Source organism: Oceanicaulis alexandrii DSM 11625, assembly GCF_000420265.1.
GTDB classification, from domain to species: domain Bacteria; phylum Pseudomonadota; class Alphaproteobacteria; order Caulobacterales; family Maricaulaceae; genus Oceanicaulis; species Oceanicaulis alexandrii.
Map to the genome: position 1 here is coordinate 1,937,575 of NZ_ATUP01000001.1, position 17,691 is coordinate 1,955,265.

General features: G+C 62.8%; 10 protein-coding genes. 6 read left to right on the forward strand and 4 right to left on the reverse strand.

Annotation, left to right across the window (positions count from 1 at the left end):
• Positions 1 to 59: 59 nt before the first annotated feature.
• The 3 genes from G405_RS0109305 to G405_RS0109315 form a co-directional block, all read right to left on the reverse strand.
• The gene (locus G405_RS0109305; protein ID WP_022701243.1) at positions 60 to 3,356 is read right to left on the reverse strand and encodes an efflux RND transporter permease subunit; all 3,297 of its coding nucleotides are present in this window, start codon (positions 3,354 to 3,356) and stop codon (positions 60 to 62) included.
• Positions 3,353 to 4,513 carry an efflux RND transporter periplasmic adaptor subunit gene (locus G405_RS0109310; RefSeq protein ID WP_022701244.1) on the reverse strand — a complete coding sequence of 387 codons (1,161 nt, stop codon included), beginning with the start codon at positions 4,511 to 4,513 and terminating at the stop codon, positions 3,353 to 3,355. Before G405_RS0109310 ends, G405_RS0109305 begins: the two co-directional genes overlap by 4 nt.
• A gap of 163 nt (positions 4,514 to 4,676) precedes the next feature.
• Positions 4,677 to 5,984, reverse strand: coding sequence for a hypothetical protein (locus tag G405_RS0109315; RefSeq protein WP_022701245.1), 1,308 nt, complete (start codon positions 5,982 to 5,984; stop codon positions 4,677 to 4,679).
• Positions 5,985 to 6,216: 232 nt separating this feature from the next.
• On the opposite strand from G405_RS0109315, the gene G405_RS0109320 reads away from it, so the two are divergent.
• From G405_RS0109320 to G405_RS0109330, 3 genes are read left to right on the forward strand one after another with little or no spacing between them, the layout of a single operon-like run.
• Positions 6,217 to 6,813, forward strand: a complete 597-nt coding sequence (locus tag G405_RS0109320; RefSeq protein WP_169447513.1) for a TetR/AcrR family transcriptional regulator — start codon at positions 6,217 to 6,219, stop codon at positions 6,811 to 6,813.
• A complete protein-coding gene (locus G405_RS0109325; RefSeq protein ID WP_022701247.1) occupies positions 6,810 to 7,874 on the forward strand; it encodes an efflux RND transporter periplasmic adaptor subunit in 1,065 nt (354 codons plus the stop codon). The genes G405_RS0109320 and G405_RS0109325 overlap by 4 nt, the downstream gene beginning before the upstream one ends.
• A 26-nt stretch (positions 7,875 to 7,900) precedes the next feature.
• Positions 7,901 to 10,987, forward strand: coding sequence for an efflux RND transporter permease subunit (locus G405_RS0109330; protein WP_022701248.1), 3,087 nt, complete (start codon positions 7,901 to 7,903; stop codon positions 10,985 to 10,987).
• On the opposite strand, the gene G405_RS15585 is transcribed toward G405_RS0109330, so the two are convergent.
• Complete coding sequence (locus G405_RS15585; protein WP_022701249.1) at positions 10,984 to 12,921, reverse strand: glycosyltransferase; 1,938 nt, start codon at positions 12,919 to 12,921, stop codon at positions 10,984 to 10,986. The genes G405_RS0109330 and G405_RS15585 overlap by 4 nt on opposite strands.
• A gap of 137 nt (positions 12,922 to 13,058) precedes the next feature.
• Here G405_RS15585 and G405_RS0109340 point away from each other — a divergent pair, with 137 nt between their 5' ends.
• The 3 genes from G405_RS0109340 to G405_RS0109350 all read left to right on the forward strand — a co-directional run bounded on the left by G405_RS0109340 (position 13,059) and on the right by G405_RS0109350 (position 17,647).
• Positions 13,059 to 13,991, forward strand: a complete 933-nt coding sequence (locus G405_RS0109340; RefSeq protein ID WP_156861452.1) for a hypothetical protein — start codon at positions 13,059 to 13,061, stop codon at positions 13,989 to 13,991.
• Between the two features lie 152 nt (positions 13,992 to 14,143).
• A complete protein-coding gene (locus tag G405_RS0109345; RefSeq protein WP_022701251.1) occupies positions 14,144 to 16,075 on the forward strand; it encodes a cellulose biosynthesis cyclic di-GMP-binding regulatory protein BcsB in 1,932 nt (643 codons plus the stop codon).
• 99 nt (positions 16,076 to 16,174) lie between these two features.
• On the forward strand, positions 16,175 to 17,647 hold the full coding sequence (locus G405_RS0109350) for a hypothetical protein (protein ID WP_022701252.1): 1,473 nt from the start codon (positions 16,175 to 16,177) through the stop codon (positions 17,645 to 17,647).
• Positions 17,648 to 17,691 lie beyond the last annotated feature (44 nt).

Consider the following 17,691-nt stretch of genomic DNA (forward strand, 5'->3'; position numbering starts at 1 on the left):
AAAACGCCGGCCCATCGGGCCGGCGTTTTTGTGTGTGCATGTGTGGCAGGGGCGGACGATCAAAGCGCTGGCGCGCGCTGACTCCGTCGCCAGACCCGCCAGCCGATAAATCCGCCGATAGCAGCCAGAAGGATCAACCCGATCAGTCCGGCGACATTGATCAGCACCAGCGCCGCTATCAACCCGGCGATCCCTGCGAGGCTCTTGAGCGGCGCGCTGCGCAGATCGTCGATGATCAGCACCAGCGCCGGCAACAGCATCAGGATGGAGACCGAGGCGAAGACGAGCCCCGCGCCCAGCGAGACCGCCATGGGCACCAGGAACTGCGCTTGCGGACTTTGCTCGGCGATGATCGGCAACAGGCCGAGCGCTGTGGTCAGGGTCGTCACCAGGATCGGCCGGAAGCGGCGTCCCGCCGCCTCGGCGATGGCGTCCACTGGCGACATGCTGCGTTCGGCGAGGTTGAGGTTATAGCGGTCGATCAGCACGATCGAGGCGTTCACCACCACGCCCGACAGCGCCACCATGCCGAAAATGGACGGGAAGGACAGCGGATAGCCCAGGATGAAATGCCCCAGGATCGCGCCGCCGATACCGAACGGAATGGCGATCAGGATGATGATCGGCTGGACATAACTGCGCAGCTGGGTGGCGAGCAGGGCGTACATGATCACGATGGCGATCAACAGGCCCCGACCTAAGCTTGCGAAATCCTCGGCCTGTTCGCGCCCGGCTCCGGCCAGCGTCCAGCGCAGCTCGGGATATTGCTCCACCAGTTGCGGCAACATGGCGGTTTCGACCTGCGCCCGCGCTTCGCCCGGGGTCAGGCGCGCTTCGTCCACATCCGCCGTCACTTCAACGATCCGGCGTCCGTCGATGCGCTCGATCCGGGTATAGCTCCGGCTTTCGGTAATGCTGGCGGCGACGCTGAGCGGCAGGCTGCGCCCGTCTGCGGTGCGGATGCGAAGGTCGGTCAAGTCAGACAGGCCGAGCCGCTCATCTTCTGGATAGCGTACAAAGACCCGCAGCTCGTCAGAACCGCGCTGGATGCGCTGCACTTCTTCACCGAAAAACGCCTGCCGGACTTGTCGGGCTACATCGCGCGGCGTCAGGCCCGCCGCTTCGCCCGCCGGGGTCAGGGTGAAGTTGAACTGGCGCTTGCCGATGTCGAGGCCGTCCTCGATTTCCGATACGCCGTCGATCTGGGCGAGGGCGTCCGCCAATTGACGCACTGCGGATTCCAGCGACTCCGTGTCCGGGTGCGATAATTCATAGGCGATATCTGAATCCTGCGGTCCGGCGGAGGAAATGATGGAGAGCTGTTCCACCCCGGCGAGCTGACCGGTGCGCTCACGCCACAGCGCTTCAAGCTCGGATGAGCTTGTGGTGCGATCGGCGGAGGCGGTCAGCTGGATCTGGATCTGGGCGGCGTTGGAGGCGATGGTCGTGGTCGAGCTGGAGCCCGGACCGCCAAACAGGCTGGTGCGGCCGCCTATGGTCGCTTCGATGGACTTGAACACCGGCTCGCCATTCTCCGCGTACTCGCGCTGGATGGCTTCGGCGGCGGCGATCATCTGCTCTGCCGCGTTGCGTGTGGCGGTGAAGGGCGCGCCGTCGGGCAAGCTGATGTCTGCGGTGATCTGTTCGGACTCAATCGCGGGGAAGAAGACAAACCGCACAATGCCCGAGGAGGCCAGCGACATCACCAGCACCAGAATGGCGATGCCGGCCGCCGCCACCAGCCAGCGCATGCGCGCCGCAAAGCGCGCCCAGCGGCTGACGGTTCCATCGGCGAAAGCGGTCAGAAGTCGGGCCACCCGGTCCTGAATGCGCGCCAGGGGCCCACGCGACCAATGACCGCCATGGGCCAGGTGAGAAGGCAGGATCAAGAACGCTTCAATCAGGGAAATCGCCAGAATGGAGATCACCACGATGGGGATGGGGCGGGTGATCTCGCCAAAGGTTCCGCCTGAAAAGATCAGCGGCCCGAATGCGGCCATGGTCGTCAGAACGCCGACCAGAACAGGCGCAGCCACACCTGTGACGCCTGCAATGGCGGCCTCTTCATTGGAGCGGCCCTTCTGGCGTTCGCGATCGGTGTTCTCGCCCACCACGATGGCGTCATCGACCACGATCCCCAGCACGACGATCAGTCCGAATGTTGTGATGAAGTTCAGCGTCACCCCGGCCATGCCGAACAGGGCGAACCCGCCCAGGAACGAGATCGGGACGCCCATCGACACCCAGAAGGCCAGACGCAGGTCGAGCACCAGCACAAGCAGCAGGAACACCAGGGTGAAACCGATGATGGCGTTGCGCGCCAGCAAGGAAATGCGGTCGCGGAAGATCTGCGACTGATCAACGACCAGCTCCATCTGCACGCCGGGCGGCAAGGCGACGGCCTCTGCGAACGCCATGGCGGTGTTGCGCACGCCCAGCAGGTCTTCCGAGCCCTGGGTCTGAACATCAATGAACACCGCTGGCTGGCCATTGAATCGCGAAATCAGCGGGTCTTCCTGAAATCCGTCATTGATCTCTGCGACATCGCCCAGTCGCACACGCGCTCCGGTTTCCGAAGAGCGCAGAATGATGTTTTCAAATTCTGCGCCTGTCTCTCGCCGGGCGTTGGTGCGCAACAGAATGTCGCCCGCCTGCGTGCGGATTTCGCCTCCCGACAGATCGACGGACGCTGCGCGCACGGCGTTGGCGACTTCCGAGAAGGTGAGGCCATACTGGCGCAGGGCGTCCTCCGACACCGAGATTGAAATTTCCAGCGCTCTGACGCCGCGCAAGCGCACCGTTGAAATGCCGTCCGCCGCCAGCATGTCCCGCTCGATGCGCGAGCCAGCCTCACGCAAGGCCGCTTCATCCACATCACCGGTCAGGGCGAAAGTCAGGATGGTGGTGACCGGCTGAGGCACGCGAATCTGGGGCTGTTCGGCGTCAGCGGGGGGGAAGTCGGCAATCGCGGAGACAGCGGTCTCCACATCGTCCTTGACCACTTGCGCGTCCGCAAAGTCCTGCAGCTCTATGGTGACCGTGCCGCGGCCTTCAGAAGCGACAGAGCGCACCCGGTCCACGCCCTCCAGGCCGATCACCGCTTCTTCAATGCGGCGGGTGATGGAATCTTCCACATCGCCGGGCGTCGCGCCGGGATAGATCACCGCCACTTGCACATTGCGGGGCTGCAGGGTGGGAAACACCTCGGTCTGCAGAGTCCAGGCCGTGATCCCGCCACCCAGAAGAAACAGGATCATCAGCAAGTTGGCCGCAACCGGATTGCGGACGAACCAGGCGATCAGGCCTTTGCCGGGCCAGCCTGAATGCGCGGAGGGGGGCAGCACGGGATCGGTCACTGAGTCGGCTCGTCAGAGGCGAGAATTTGGGCGCGGCGGCCCAATGCATTTTCAGGAACCGGGTTGGTGACCACCCCTTGACCGAAGTCGAACGGACGAAGGAAGACTTGATCTCCCAGACGATCGAGCACCTCGACCTCGACCTCTTCGATCCGGTCATTGCGGATGATCCGGACCTGATTGAGGCCCACAAGCGTGGAGGCGGGCGCCATCACCCCCTCTTCCAGGTCCGGACCCGCGACCCGAATGTCAACGAATTGTCCGGGCCGCAGGGCGTCTGGAGACGCCGGCTCGATGAACAGGTCGATGAAGCGCGTGCGAGAGTCGAGGCTGGCGCCTTCGCGAACGATCTCGCCCTGAAGGTTGAAGGCGCTGCCGCCGACAGACAGCTCGGCCCGACGCCCGACCGCCGGGGCCAGGCGCGCCAGATCGGCAGGGGCGATCGGGGCCACGATTTCCAGCCGGGCGATGTCGTAGACAGAGCCGTAACTCTGCCCGGCGCTGACCAGCTGGCCCGCTTCGATGCGACTATCGATCACACGACCCCGAAACGGAAAGCTGATCGCGGTGCGTTCAAGATTGAGCCGGGCTTGCGACAGATCGGCCTGAGCGGACTCGACGCGCGCCCGCGCCGCCGCCAGTTGCGGCTCTCGCGCGGCGAGGGAGGTGATCTCGCGATTGGGATATTGGCGGCGCCATTCAGCGCGGTTGATCTCGGCTTCCGCCTCCAGCTGGTCCAGCGCGCTGCGGGCGTCGGCCAGGCCAGCCTGTGCGCGGGACACGGCCACCTGGTAATCGCGCGGATCGATACGGAACAAGACTTCATCCGCCTCGAAATGCGCGCCTGCGCGCACCGCGTCAGACACTTCGACCACCCGTCCGCCGACCTGGGGGCTCAGCGTCACGTCCGCAGGCGTGGCGACGGACCCGGTCAAAGCGATTTCAGCTTGATGATTGGCGACTGCGGGACGCACCACCTGGACCGGAGTCGCGGCGCGTTCAGGCGCAGCCTGAAGCTCCCGGTCTCCGCCAGAGGACAGGACCGAAGTCAGGACCATGGCGAGGATGATGACAGCGATGATCGCGCCAATCTGTACCCAGCCCACCCAGCCTGATTTCTCAGACTCGGTCCTGTCGTCTTGGGTCGAAGTCTGCATGTCCGACCAATCCCCTTGATAAATCCTGCCCTCTCAGGATTTAGCACGGACCTGCAAGCCCGCCATCAATGAATGGCGATTTTTACAGCTCTGAGGAGAAGCATGAATCGAAAAGACCCCGCCGTCGCCAGCGGGGTCTTTCAATATGGCCGATATAATCGCGTCAGCGCGTTTCTGAAGAAGGGTTCGGCAAGCCCGCCAGCTCAGCGGCGTCCGCAGGTGCGGACTCGACCTGTGCGAAGCCCAGGGCTTCTCCAATATCAGGCAGCTCGCCAGTCGCCAGGAAGGGCAGCCCCAGCGCCATCGCGACTGAGATCACAAGTCCGATCATCGCGCGGATGATGTCGGTGGTCACATCAAAGGCCGCATCCTTGACGCCGCGCAGCTTCGCAACGAAGGAAATCGCCAGTTCTCGGCCCGCCAGCAAGCCCAGGAAGACCCAGGTCGTGCTCATGGGGATGTCGTTGATCTCCTTGAAGTACATCAAGATGACGCCAAAGGCGAAATCAACGACGGTGGCCGCGCGGACGTCGACGGTGTTGGTTTTGGACAGGACGATCTTCTGTATCTCGCCGCCACGGGCCGCGAAGATCAGAGCGTGAAGCCCCAGCATCAGCAAGGTGGCGAAGACGAGAAGTCCGAAGGAGAAGGTGACGCTGACATCGCCAGACACCGGATCCACAACGGTTTCGCGCGGCAGGTAGACGAAGATGTTCGCCAGATCCTGCATCAGCCATTGCGACCACAAAAAGCCGGTCGAAAGCCATTGCAGGACGAACCAGGTGTTAAAGCGATGGGTGGCCAGCGCGACGATCACGCTGCCTGCGATGACGAGACCGGTCGCGACCCAGTTGGCGTTGGCCAAGTCAGGCAGGGTGGGCCCGTTCACCAGCAGGTAGACCAGAAGTGCGGTCAGTCCTGCGACCATTGGAATATGCCAGTTCGGCGTGCCGTGGTCCTCAACATCCGTCTTGAACACCCAGGTCTCAAACATGCGCGAGATCAGGGCGAAGAGCAGCGCGCCCGCGCCGAAGGCCACCAGATAGCCCAGCAAGGACTTGATCATCATGGAGCCCAGCACGCCCGCCGTGGCGGAGCCGCCGGTCAGCGTGAAGATGGTCAGGACGAGGAAGGTGGTGGAGACCGGGATGCCGAAGCGGGTCAGGATCAACAAGACCAGAGGCGGCAGGATATGCCACCACTGAATGCCGGTTTCGGGATAGGGAATGCGGTTCAATCGTCCGAAAGCGATATCGCCGTCATGGCCGAAATATCCGTAGAGCATCACCGCGACGATGATGGCGGCGGCGAACGCCCAGAGCACCAGCCAGGGGCGTTTGGCGTTTGAGGCCAGAAATGTTCCGAGTGTCTGGATCACATCGTTCGCCACGATGGCGTAGGCGGCGAACATGAAGCCTATCAAGCCAAAAAGCGGGACCCCGAAAACGCCCAGCTGACCAAGATCCGCCATGAGATCATATCCTAATTGTTTGGCCCCTCGCAGCGCCGAAACGCTGTTGTGCGCCACCCGATAGCAAGGGGGAGGCGATGCGGGAAGTCAAAGCATCGGTTGGAGCCGCCTTTTTCAAGATTCTGTCACATCCAGGACCCTGCCGGGTGCCTTGACGAGAAAAATTTGTACCGTCTGGTCGGTTGAGGGTTGCAAAACCGTCCAGACGGTATAGATGCACTGCAGCAAAACTTTGTCTGACACTGAGGCCCGCGTCTTGAACAACACCCCGTCGCCCTCCCCCTCTGATGAAAAGCCCAGCACGTCCGAGCTTATTCTGGACGCGGCGGAACGCGTGGTCGCACGCGATGGCGCCAGCTTGACGATTGATGCGGTGGTCAAGGAAAGCGGGTTTTCCAAGGGTGGGGTCCTGTACAATTTCCCATCAAAGAAGGCGCTGATCGAAGGCATGATCCAGCGCATGACGGATCGCTTTCTCGACCGGCATGAGACGGCGAAGGCCCAGGCCTTTGCCGAGAAAGCTCCCCTGCTGCCGGCGCTGATCTCGGCGTTTTTTGACGACAAGCATGTGGACCGGCAGGTGCATATGGGCCTGTTGGCGGCGCTGGCTGAGAGTCCCGAGCTGATCGAGCCGATCCGCCGTGTCCATCAGCAGATTCGCGAAGACATGCTGACCTACGCCTCCGACCCTTATGTGGCCCGGATCGTCATGCTGGCCGCGGATGGCCTGCATTTCTCCGAGATCCTGGGCCTTGAAACCTGTTCGCCAGATGAGCGTGGAGCCATAGAAGCCCGCCTCATCGCTCTCGTGACGGAGTCTCCCCGATGACTATTCGCAATCTGATGCTGGCGGTGAGCGCCCTCGGCGTTCTAGCGGCGTGCTCGCCCGCTGAGCCGGAGGAGCAGGCGCCGCCGAGAGCAGCGCGCATTGAAGCCGTGCAAGCGGCGGCGACCTCTAACCAACGCGAGTTTGTCGGACGGGTGGAAGCGCGCCTTACGGTGGATCTCTCCTTTCAGGTCGGCGGCCGACTGGCGGAGTTTCCCGTTTCTGAAGGCCAGCTGATCGAAGAGGGCGCTCTGGTCGCTCGGCTTGAAACCCAGGATTTTGAGCGCGCCCGGCGAGAGACGCAGGTTCAGCTGCAGCAGGCCCGCCAGAATCTTGATCGGCAACGCACGCTTAACGAACGCGGCATCGCCTCTGACGCCGCGCTTGAAGATGCGCAGACCGCCTATGACTTGCGGGCTGTGGCGCTCGATAACGCCCGGCAAAATCTGGAGTATGCGGCCATCAATGCGCCGTTTGACGGATTGATCAGCCGTCGGCTTGTGGACAATTACACAACGGTGTCCGCGGGCCAGCCGGTGGTGCGTATTCAGGATGTCAGCGAACTACGGGTCGCCATCCAGGTGCCCGAGAGCCTGATCGCTCAGGTGGATCGTGGAGACGAGCCCGACATGGTCGCCCGTTTCCCGTTCTTACCGGATCAGAGTTTCGAGCTGGAGTATCGCGAGCTGGTGGCGGAGCCTGACCAGGCGTCCCAGACCTATACCGCCCTGTTCGCGTTGCCCGACACCGTGCCGGCCAACATACTTCCCGGCATGACGGCGTCGGTGACTGTCACTTTGCCGCAAAGCCTGTCAAACCAGGCGCAGGGCGTGGTGGCGCCGCTCTCGGCGCTGGCCTCCAATCCCGATGGCAGCTTCTCGGTCTGGGTGTTTGACCCCGCCTCTGGCGCCGTCAGTCGCCGCGCAGTTCTGGCTGGACCGATCGAGGGCGGCCAGGTCGTCATTCATTCCGGTCTGGAGCCGGGGGAAGAGATCGTCACTGCCGGGGTGAATGCATTGCATGAGGGCATGCTCGTGCGCCCGATCACCCCCATCAATCGCTGACCGACCCAGACACGGAGCGTCTGCCCATGACCGAAACCGCAAAGTCCGGGGTCGGCGGCAAGTTCAATCTTGCCCGACTGTCCATCGAGCGCCCGGTGCTGACCTGGCTTGTCATCCTGTTCTGCCTGTTTGGCGGCATACAGGGCTTCATGTCGGTGGGGCGTCTTGAAGACCCGTCCTTCACCATCAAGGAAGCCATTGTTGTCACGCCGTATCCCGGCGCGACGGCGGAAGAGGTGGAAGACGAGGTCACTGAGCGTCTGGAAACCGCGATCCAGCAGATGAGTCAGCTTGACGAGGTCTTCTCCGAAAGCTCGCCCGGCGTCAGCGAAATTCACGTGCGCATGCGCGACGAGTTTGACGGCACAGAGTTGCCTCAAATCTGGGACGAGCTGAGAAAGCGGATACGGGACGCTGCGCCAACCTTGCCGCCGGGCGCTGGAACCTCGCAGGTTCTCGATGATTTCGGCGATGTTTACGGCATTCTCTACGCCGTCACCGCGCCGGGATATTCTGATCGTGAGATCCGCGATATCGCCGATGATCTGCGCCGCGAATTGCTGGTCGTGGACGGGGTCTCCAAGGTGGAGGTCGCAGGCGTCACGCAAGAACGCATTTATATCGAGATTTCCCAGGAAGATCTGGCGCGTCTCGGGCTTCCGGTCGAGGCGGTGCTTTCCACCCTTTCCAATGAAAACGCGGTGGTCTCCGCCGGGGAGGCGCCCTCGGGCGACCGCTTGCTGCGCATTGAAATGCCGCAATCCATCGGCGGCGTGGAGTCCATTGAAAATCTTCTGATCTCGCCGCGCGATGCCGGTCAGACCTTGCGTCTGTCTGACATTGCGAACGTAACGCGGGCGCCCGTCGAGCGGGCTGATGTTTACATTTATCACAATGGCGAGCCGTCTTTCACCTTGGGCGTGGCGGGGCTTGAAGACGCCAATATCGTCGATGTGGGCGAAGCTGTGGAAGCCCGGCTGGCCGAGCTGGAGCAAGATCTGCCGGTCGGCGTCGAACTCAAGCCGATCTATGAACAACACACGGTCGTGGCCAAGGCGACCAATGGCTTCCTGGTCAATCTGGCGATGTCGGTCGCCATCGTGATCGGGGTCTTGTGTCTGTTCATGGGGTGGCGCGCCGGTGTGACTGTGGGCGCCGTGCTGCTTCTGACCGTTCTGGGGACGTTGTTCTTCATGAACGCGTTTGACATCACCATGCAGCGCATCTCGCTGGGCGCCCTGATCATCGCCATGGGCATGCTGGTGGATAACGCCATTGTGGTGACCGAAGGCATTCAGGTTTCTGTTCAGCGCGGCGATGACCGGATGAAGGCGGCCGAGGATGCGGTCAACTCGACCCAATGGCCGCTCTTGGGCGCAACCGTCATCGGCATCATGGCGTTTTCGGGCATCGGATTGTCGCCCGATTCGACGGGCGAGTTTCTGTTCTCGCTCTTCGCCATCATCGGCATTTCGCTGGTGCTGAGCTGGATACTGGCGATCACGGTCGCCCCGATGATCGCCTATCACCTGTTCAAGGGCGAGAAAGCCAATCCAGATGACCCGCATGGGCGGGGCATCTACAGCGTTTATCGCAATCTTCTGGTGACGGCGCTCAAGCACCGCATTCTGACAGTGATTGCGCTGGTGGTGGTGTTCATGGCGTCCATCGTCGGCTTCGGCTCGGTCAAGCAAGCCTTCTTCCCCAATTCGAATACGCCGATGTTCTATGTGAACATGACCATGCCCCAGGGGGCGGACATTCTGGCCACCGACGCGGTGATCCGCGACGTGGCGCGTTTCGCCGGCGAGCAGGAGCATGCCCGTTCGGTGGACGCGTTTGTAGGCCGCGGCGCGACGCGCTTCATGCTGACTTACACCAGCGAACAGCCCAATCCCGCCTATGGTCAGCTGATCGTGCAGACGGAGACGCTGGATGAGATTCCGCCGTTGGCGGACACCATCATGGCCTATGTGACCGAGACCTATCCTCAGCTGGAAGCGCGGTCCGAGCGGATCGTGTTCGGCCCGCCTTCGGGCGCCCAGCTGGAGGCGCGTTTCATGGGGCCGGACGCCGAAGTTCTGCGCGCGCTGACCGAAGAAGCATTGCGGCGGCTCAATGAAGCCGGCGAATTCCGCGATCTGCGCACGGACTGGCGTAATCGCGAGCTGGTGCTTGTGCCGCAAATCCTGCCGGATCGCGCCCGGACCATCGGCGTCACGCGCGCGGATGTGGCTGACGCGCTGAGCTATGCAACCTCCGGCTCGCAAGTGGGCGTGTTCCGGGAAGGCGACATCCTGATTCCGATCATCGCGCGGGCGCCGGACTATGAGCGGGCCCAGCCTGACAGCCTGACCGACCGGTTGATCTGGAGCCCGTCCCAGAACGCCTATGTGCCGGTCAGCCAGGTGGTCAGCGGGTTTGAGCTGGAGGCGCATGAAAGTCTGATCCAGCGCCGCAACCGGGTGCGCACCCTGACCGTGCAAGGCAATCCAGCGTCAGAGGACACAACTGCGGCCTCGGCGTTTCCGCGCTTTGCAGAAGTCGTGAGCGGCATCGAGCTGCCCCATGGTTACACGCTTGAATGGGGCGGGGAGCATGAGGCGTCCAGCGAAGCCAATGAATCGCTGGGCGGCGTGCTGCCGCTGAGCTTTCTGGTCATGCTGGTGACCAGCTTCATCCTGTTCCAGAGCGTGCGTCAGCCGTTGATCATCTGGCTGATCGTGCCGATGTCGATCTGCGGCGTCAGCATGGGGCTTCTGGCGACCAATGTGGCCTTCTCCTTCACCGCGCTGTTGGGCTTGCTGTCGCTGTCGGGGATGTTGATCAAGAACGCCATCGTGCTGGTGGACGAGGTCGATCAGCGCATCAACCGCGGTGATCCGCGTTTTGACGCCATGGTGAAAGGCTCGGTCAGCCGTTTGCGGCCGGTGCTGCTGGCGGCGGGCACGACGATCCTGGGCATGACGCCCCTGATCTTCGACGCTTTCTTCCAGGGCATGGCGGTGACCATCATCTGCGGTCTGGCCTTTGCGACCATCCTGACCATGATCGCCACGCCGGTCTTCTACGCCCTGTTCTTCAGGATCAAGGATGACGAGGTGGCGGCCTAGTCTACAAGCGGCGGTTTCTGACGAGGCTTGGGCGCGTCGAAGGCGCGCTCGGCCTTCCGGCTCGGGAAAATCAGCGAGAGCGTCGATCCCAGCGTGTAGTAGGACCGCAGGAACCTGAAGCCCATGTAGAGCGGCAGGATCGGGATGAGGTCGAGCCGTCTCCAGACGATCAGCACGAACAGCGCCAGGACGAAGGGCATGCCCATCACCACGGCCACCACCGTGGCGAAACCGGGGTGCCCATACACGCCGCCGAACAGGAAGAACACGATCAGGCCGTAGATCAGCAGCGGCGTCATCATTGCGCGCCGCGCGCCATTGAGCAGGGTGAACGGCAAGGCGACATTGCCGATCACCGAGCCATTGCGAAACAGCATGTCCCGGTTGTGCGCGGTGACATGGTAGAGCGAGCGAAACCAGCGCGTGCGCTGTTCGCGCAGGAAAGCGAGCGTGTCCGGCGTCTCGGTGTAGAACTTCGCCTTGGGGTCCGCGACCATGCGATAGCCCAGCGAGGTCATGCGCAAGGTGATGTCGGTGTCCTCGCCATTCATGCCCTCGGTGAAGCCGCCCGCCTCGTCCAGCGCAGATTTGCGATAGATCACGAACATGCCGGGCAGGCCGAACACCCCGCCGAACGCGCCGAAGCCCACCTGCACGAAGCCATGGCGCATCAGCACCTCGATGGCGCGCACCTTGGACAACAGTCCTTCGTCCGCATGGGGCAGGGGCAGCCCGCCGACGCCGCCCACGGCGTTCCGGGCGAAATGGCGCATGGCGGTTTTCAGCGTGTCGGGCGCAATCACGGTGTCGGCGTCAATGCGGACGACAAAGCCTTCCTCAATCAGGTCGAGACCGCGATTGAGCGCCCGGGCCTTGCCGGGAATAGTGCTGGCGTCCACATGCCACCCCGCCAGGTTTTCGCACCGCGCCAGGGTCGTTTCCGCCAGTTGCGCCGTTTCGTCATGCGAGCAGTTCTCCATGACGATCACTCGCACATCGCCATCATAGCGCGCCGCCGCTGCGTCGACGGCCAGAAGCGTTTCGCGGATCTGGTGGGCTTCATTGTGCGCCGGGATCATCACGGCGACCGGGGGCGAAAAGGCGCGGCGTCTCGAGATCTGGTTGCGCCCCCAGCCCAGCACCGCCAGTTGCACGCCCATGACCTGCTGCGCCAGGAACACGCCCGGCCCCATTCCGCCCAGCAACGCGATCGAGCGCAGATAATCGGCTTCAGGCTGGAACACGGAAGACACCAGAATGGCGACGATCGCCGCAACGCCGCCGGTGACGAACAACAGGCTGTATTCGTACAGCTTGCCGTCGCGCAGCACCGGGGTTCCTGAAGCGGTCGGCAGGCGCGCCTGGCTGATCAGGGTGTGCGGGAAGATGATCAGCCCGGCCATGCCGGCGAGAAATTGCTGGAAATGGACCGGCCAGACCGCACTTGCCCATCGCCAGCTCAGCCAGGCGGCCAGGTCGATCACGATGCAGGCCAGCGCCAGCTTGAGCAGGAAGCTCATCGCCAGCACGACCCGTTTGCCCGGCGTGCCGTAAGCGAACAGCGCATAGGTCAGAAAGAAGCTCAGAAGGAAGGTGCGGACCGGCAACACCGCATTCATCCGGTCTGCGGTGAAGCCGACGAAATCTCGCGGTATGGCGACATCAAAAAATGCCCGGCTCAGCTCTGGCAGCGCCAGCAGAATGATGGAGAAGAAGGCGAACGCGGCGAGGGCGAAGTCCTGAACTTCTCTGGGGCGCGCGACGGAGACTCCGACGGGCGCAGAGTCCACAGAGCGGAAGAAGTCCGCCTTGCGCCCCTGATCATCCAGGCGCGCCTTCGGAGTGTCCCGCTTCAGATCAGGCTTGGCCTGCGTTTCCTCGGCACGCGCCTTGCCAGAGAGGCCGGGAAGCGGCGGGTCGGTGTCTTTGAGCATGCTTGGGACGCCTTACCGCTTCATGGCGCGTTCAGATTTGATCGCGTACTGGTTGACTGCAGCTTTTAACGAAGCATTAACAGTGAGAATTCGGAAGGGCAATTCACCCTGACGGACGGGTGAAGGCGGGTGACATCATGACGAATTCCATGCGGACCAGCATGTTGGCGGCTGGGCTTGCCGTTGTGAGCGCCGGCGCCGCCCAGGCTGAAGGGCGTTTCGAGCTTCAATCCACGAATATGATCGCACGATCCGATCCGTTTTCAGCCGACCAGGAGCTGGCGTCCGTCGGGCCGGCGGTGTTCGATCTTGAGACAGGTTTTGACTCAAACACCTGGCTTCGCCGCGTTCAGCCGCTTGAAGGCCGACAGGTGCTGCGGTTTGAGGGCCAGCTGCGCGTACGCGGATACGCCGACCGGGACGAGCTCAACTCGGTGCTGGTCACCCCTCGGGTTCAATACTGGAACACGACCGCGGATAACCGCCTGCAGGTGCGTCTGGCGGCGAGCTATAGCGCTCTGAGCCGGGATGGAAACTCTCATTGGACGCGCCCGGAAGCCGAGGCGCAGCTGCGCTGGCGTCCGCAAGGCGATCAACGACTTGAAACCGTCTTCCGCGTGCGCGCCAACGCCTATGATTTCGAGCGCGCCGATCTTCAGGGCCTGGACTCAGAGCGGGTGCGGGTCGGTCTCGAGCAGTTCTTTCGGCCCGTGGATGATGCTCTGGTGATGCGCATCTCGGCCTATTTCGAACAGGCCGATGCGGAGGAAGAACGCTTCTCCTTTGATGAAGCTCGCTTGCGCGGCGAAGTCATCTGGTCGCTCGACGCAAAAAGCTCAGCGGCGTTGGTCGCTGACTTCCGGGATCGGGACTATGACGGCGTCTTTTCGACGCTTCAGCCCGTCGCGCGCTCGGATCAGCGCTTTGAGATCGAGGCGCGTTACGAGCGCCAGATCGCAGAGCGCGTCAGCGCGTTTGTGGCGGCGGGGTATCTGGACAATGAGTCCAATATCCAGACTCGCGATTATGGCGGCGCCACCTTCCGCGCCGGCTTTTCTTTCCGGATATGATCGGTCACCACAATGATGACACAGTATCGCCGGGACGCCGCCCGACTTGACGTCTTTAAGGGTTGGGTAAGAAACGCGTCGAAGGCTCACAGGTCTTGTCGTGAGGCGTTTTATCGCTGCGGGGGCGGCGACAGGTCCGGGGCTAATCCAGCATGAAAACCAATCGTGAGTACAAGCGCAGATTCCCCTGGTTTTCTGCTTCCCTTGGCATTGTCGCGCTCGCCAGCGTGGCGACGCTGTTCGTCTCGGGGCAGCTGAACGCCGGTCAGGGCGAGTTCGGATTGTTCGTGCGTCAGGTCTTTGACCGGATGACCAGCGCGCAGGCCGCGCTTGGTCGTGATGGTCTTTATGACGTCAGTCTGGCTGACGCGGGCCATGAAGACGGCCTCGTCGTGTCTGGGTACCCCTCTTACGCCTCCGCCAGCCTGCCTTTGGTGCGCGATCAGCGATCGCGTGCGGTCCGGCTCGTTCTGAGCGGCCGTCAGGATGTGAGCGTGGACGCGGTCACGGCGTTGCGGGTGACGGTGAATGGCCGACGCGTGATGGAGCGGGTGCTGGCGCCGGGCCAGCGGGACTTCACCTGGGTGTTCGACCTGACCGAGCAGCTTGCGGGCGCTGCGGATGCGCGTATCGGCGTGCAGCTGGCTGGCGACGTGTCCGCCCAGGTCTGCCATTCGGACCGCTCCATGGGCGCAGTGCTCAGCCTTGCTCCGAGCTCCGGTCTCGAAATCGAGCTTGAGGGGCCGCTCACGTCTGTGCGCGATGTGTTGGCCTTGACCCCGCGCCAGGTGGTGATCGCCATGGATGACGGCGAAGCCTGGTTCGAGCTCGCGACCCGGCTGGGCGCTCGGCTCAATCGCAACGGTTTTGTCGTCACCATGATCAATCTCGACGACGCGGCCGCAATCGTGGAAGCGGGCGCGGAAGGCGTGATCCTGGCGGGCTCGCGCGAAAATCTGCAGCGCGCTGGGTTTCTGTCAGTGGATGAACGCGCGCCTGCGGGCGCCAGCCTGTGGCGGCGCGCCGGGCACACCATGGTCGCTGTCACGGATGCGGAGCGTATCGACACTGTGCGCTTTCTCACCAGCGAGCTGTCTGCCATCGCCCGTGGGATTTCGGTCAATCCAGTCCAATTCCTGTCTGCTGAAGGTCCGTCGGTGCTGACGCTTGAACGGCTCGGCGTGGACACCAGCGTGCAACAGGTCGCTGACCGTCGCGAATGGCGCTTCAGCTATGTGTTGGCGGAGTCGCCGCAAGGCCGGGTCGCAGATGCCGTGGGACTCGATTTCCGGCTGCCGGATGGTCCGACGGGGGTGACGACGGTCGCTCATGTCGCGCTGAACGGTGAGTTGATTGATTCTCGACGGCTGAACGGTTCGGGCCAGAACCGCTATCGCGTGGAATTGCCCACGGCGCGGCAGGGTCTTGTGAATGATGTCGCCATAGCCCTGCAGCGCCAGCGCGATGATGGCGGGTGTGAGATTTCCCAGCAGCGGTATCCGGTCCAGCTGGCGAGCGACAGCGCGCTCCTGTTTGAAAGCGCGCAGGCGGGTCAAGGCTTCACCCATTTGCCCGAGCGGTTTGCGGACGGTCTGGAAGTGCGTTTGCCGGATGTGATGAGTGCGTCGCAGAGGCTCGTCATGGCGCGCGTGACCGCGGATGCGCTGGCCTTGTTCGCCCCCTCCAATGCGCCTCTCACCTATGTGTTTTCCAGCACCGATAATGGCCGTTCCGGCCCGGTGGAACGGCCTTTTCTGGCGATCAACAACACGCCCGTGAATGCGCAGGCGCCCTTGCGGGTCTATGCGGACCGGCTGGTCATCGAGACCGGCGCCGGGGTGGATGCGGACGTGCGGGCCTTGTCCAACCTGACCTTGTTGCAGGTGTCGCGCGCTGAAATCGAACCGGAGACGCCCCGGCAGGGACCGCGTTACGCGCCGGGACTGGTGGTGCACGCCATTGATGATGCGCCCTCCATGCGCGGCGCGTATCTGGGACAGAATCCGGTGGCGATCATTCATGCGGACGGAGTGGCGATGTCGCCCGGAAGTCAGGGCCTGCCCAGCTTCATCGGCTTCGAGTAATCCATTTCACGCTATGTTAAGACCTTCGCAAGGTGAGTGCGATCTGGTGTCTGTCTAACTGATGCAGGGACCGGGGTGATTCGCTTCGGGAAGGGACTCATGGAGCTCGCCACCGCAGATGCTGTTCAACCCCGCGAGGGCGAGGCCGCGTTCATTCTGCAATTGCGACCGCCGGAAACCGCGAATGCGGATGCACTGGCTGCGGGACTGGATCGCTTCACCTCCTTGTTTCTGGAGCGGGCGGTCAGCGACCGTGTGCGCTTTTCCCCTCTCGGCGCTCTGACCTGGGCCTTGTGTTCTCCGGTTGAGCATGTGGACGATGTGGACGCCGCCTGCGACGAGCTGGCGAACACCTTGTTTGGCGACCCGGCGAGCGAAGCTGTGCATCTGGCGCGTCAACCCGACCTGCCGCGCCAGGAAGATTACCGCATCCGCAATCAGGCTCTGTCTGATGAAGAAGGCGAGGCGGTGATGCACGATCTGGCCGAGCACGAATGGGATTTTGACACGAATTCCGACACGGAAACATCCGGAGCTGATGAGGGGGCGGGCGACGCCCTCCTTGATGACGGCGCGGTTGACCTCGACGCGTTTGACGCTTCCGGGGAGGACGATTGGGCTCTGGCCACGCCGATTGATGACGACCCTGTCGTGGTTCTGGATGATACTGTTGAAGGCGTAGAGCCTGCGAGCGCAACCGACACTGCGGACGGGACTGAAATTGAGCCCGAGGCGGAGGTCGCCGCAGCAGAGGAAGACGACTTCGCGTTTTTGCCGGACGCCGGGGCGGAAGCTGACTCTGACGCCGCACCCGAGCTTGAGACCGAAGCGGAGCCTGAGTTTGCGATAGACCCTGAGCCGGCCGTTGAAGACGGTTTTGAGCTGGGTGAACAGTCTGAAACTGAGCCTGATGCCCCTGAGCTGGACAGCTCTGAAGCCGGTGCGGACATAGACGACGCGCTTGGAGCTGAGGGACGCGATCTGATCGTTGATGACGACGACTTCGTTCTGGCGCAAGCGGATGACGAAGTCAGTATGGCTGAGCCTGATGATGCTGAGGCTGAGCCCGCTCTTGAAGCTGAGCCCGCCCTTCAAGACGTGCTGGAAGACGCGCTTGATGAGATCAACGCTACATCCCGGATCTGGGATGAAAACGCAGACACCGTTGATATTGATGACATTGCGGCCTCCGCTTTGCACGAGACCCGTCTGGGCAGCCAGACCGATATCGCTGCGGAATTAAGCGCGTTCCGCGAAGAGATGAAGGCGATCGCCCAATCCATTCCGTCTGGCGGCATGGATGCGGCGCTGGCTGATTTCCGCGCCGGTCTTGAAGCGATGTCGGGCGAAATCGGACAGCGCGTTGATGGCGCGGCGCAGCGTATTGAAGCGGCGGTCGGCCAGCTGGATGTCAATCGATATGACGCCGCCAGCCAGCGCGTGGAAAGCGCTGCGGCCTTGATGGAGACGAGCGTCCAGGAGGCGCTGCAAGCGCTCAAGAACGCCAGTTCCGCCATGGCGACGCCGTCTCCGAGCGATATGTTTGAGGAACAGGACCGCGACTCGGTCTGATCCGAACCTTTCCGCTTGTTAATGAACATCGCGTAATGTTAGGC

Excerpts from the sequence above, each read along its gene's own strand:
- G405_RS0109315 (WP_022701245.1), bottom strand. The coding sequence starts at position 5,984 with ATGGCGGATCTTGGTCAGCTGGGCGTTTTCGGGGTCCCGCTTTTTGGC.
- G405_RS0109330 (WP_022701248.1), top strand. The coding sequence starts at position 7,901 with ATGACCGAAACCGCAAAGTCCGGGGTCGGCGGCAAGTTCAATCTTGCC.
- G405_RS0109350 (WP_022701252.1), top strand. The coding sequence starts at position 16,175 with ATGGAGCTCGCCACCGCAGATGCTGTTCAACCCCGCGAGGGCGAGGCC.
- G405_RS0109340 (WP_156861452.1), top strand. The coding sequence starts at position 13,059 with ATGACGAATTCCATGCGGACCAGCATGTTGGCGGCTGGGCTTGCCGTT.
- G405_RS0109345 (WP_022701251.1), top strand. The coding sequence starts at position 14,144 with ATGAAAACCAATCGTGAGTACAAGCGCAGATTCCCCTGGTTTTCTGCT.
- G405_RS15585 (WP_022701249.1), bottom strand. The coding sequence starts at position 12,921 with ATGCTCAAAGACACCGACCCGCCGCTTCCCGGCCTCTCTGGCAAGGCG.
- G405_RS0109325 (WP_022701247.1), top strand. The coding sequence starts at position 6,810 with ATGACTATTCGCAATCTGATGCTGGCGGTGAGCGCCCTCGGCGTTCTA.
- G405_RS0109310 (WP_022701244.1), bottom strand. The coding sequence starts at position 4,513 with ATGCAGACTTCGACCCAAGACGACAGGACCGAGTCTGAGAAATCAGGC.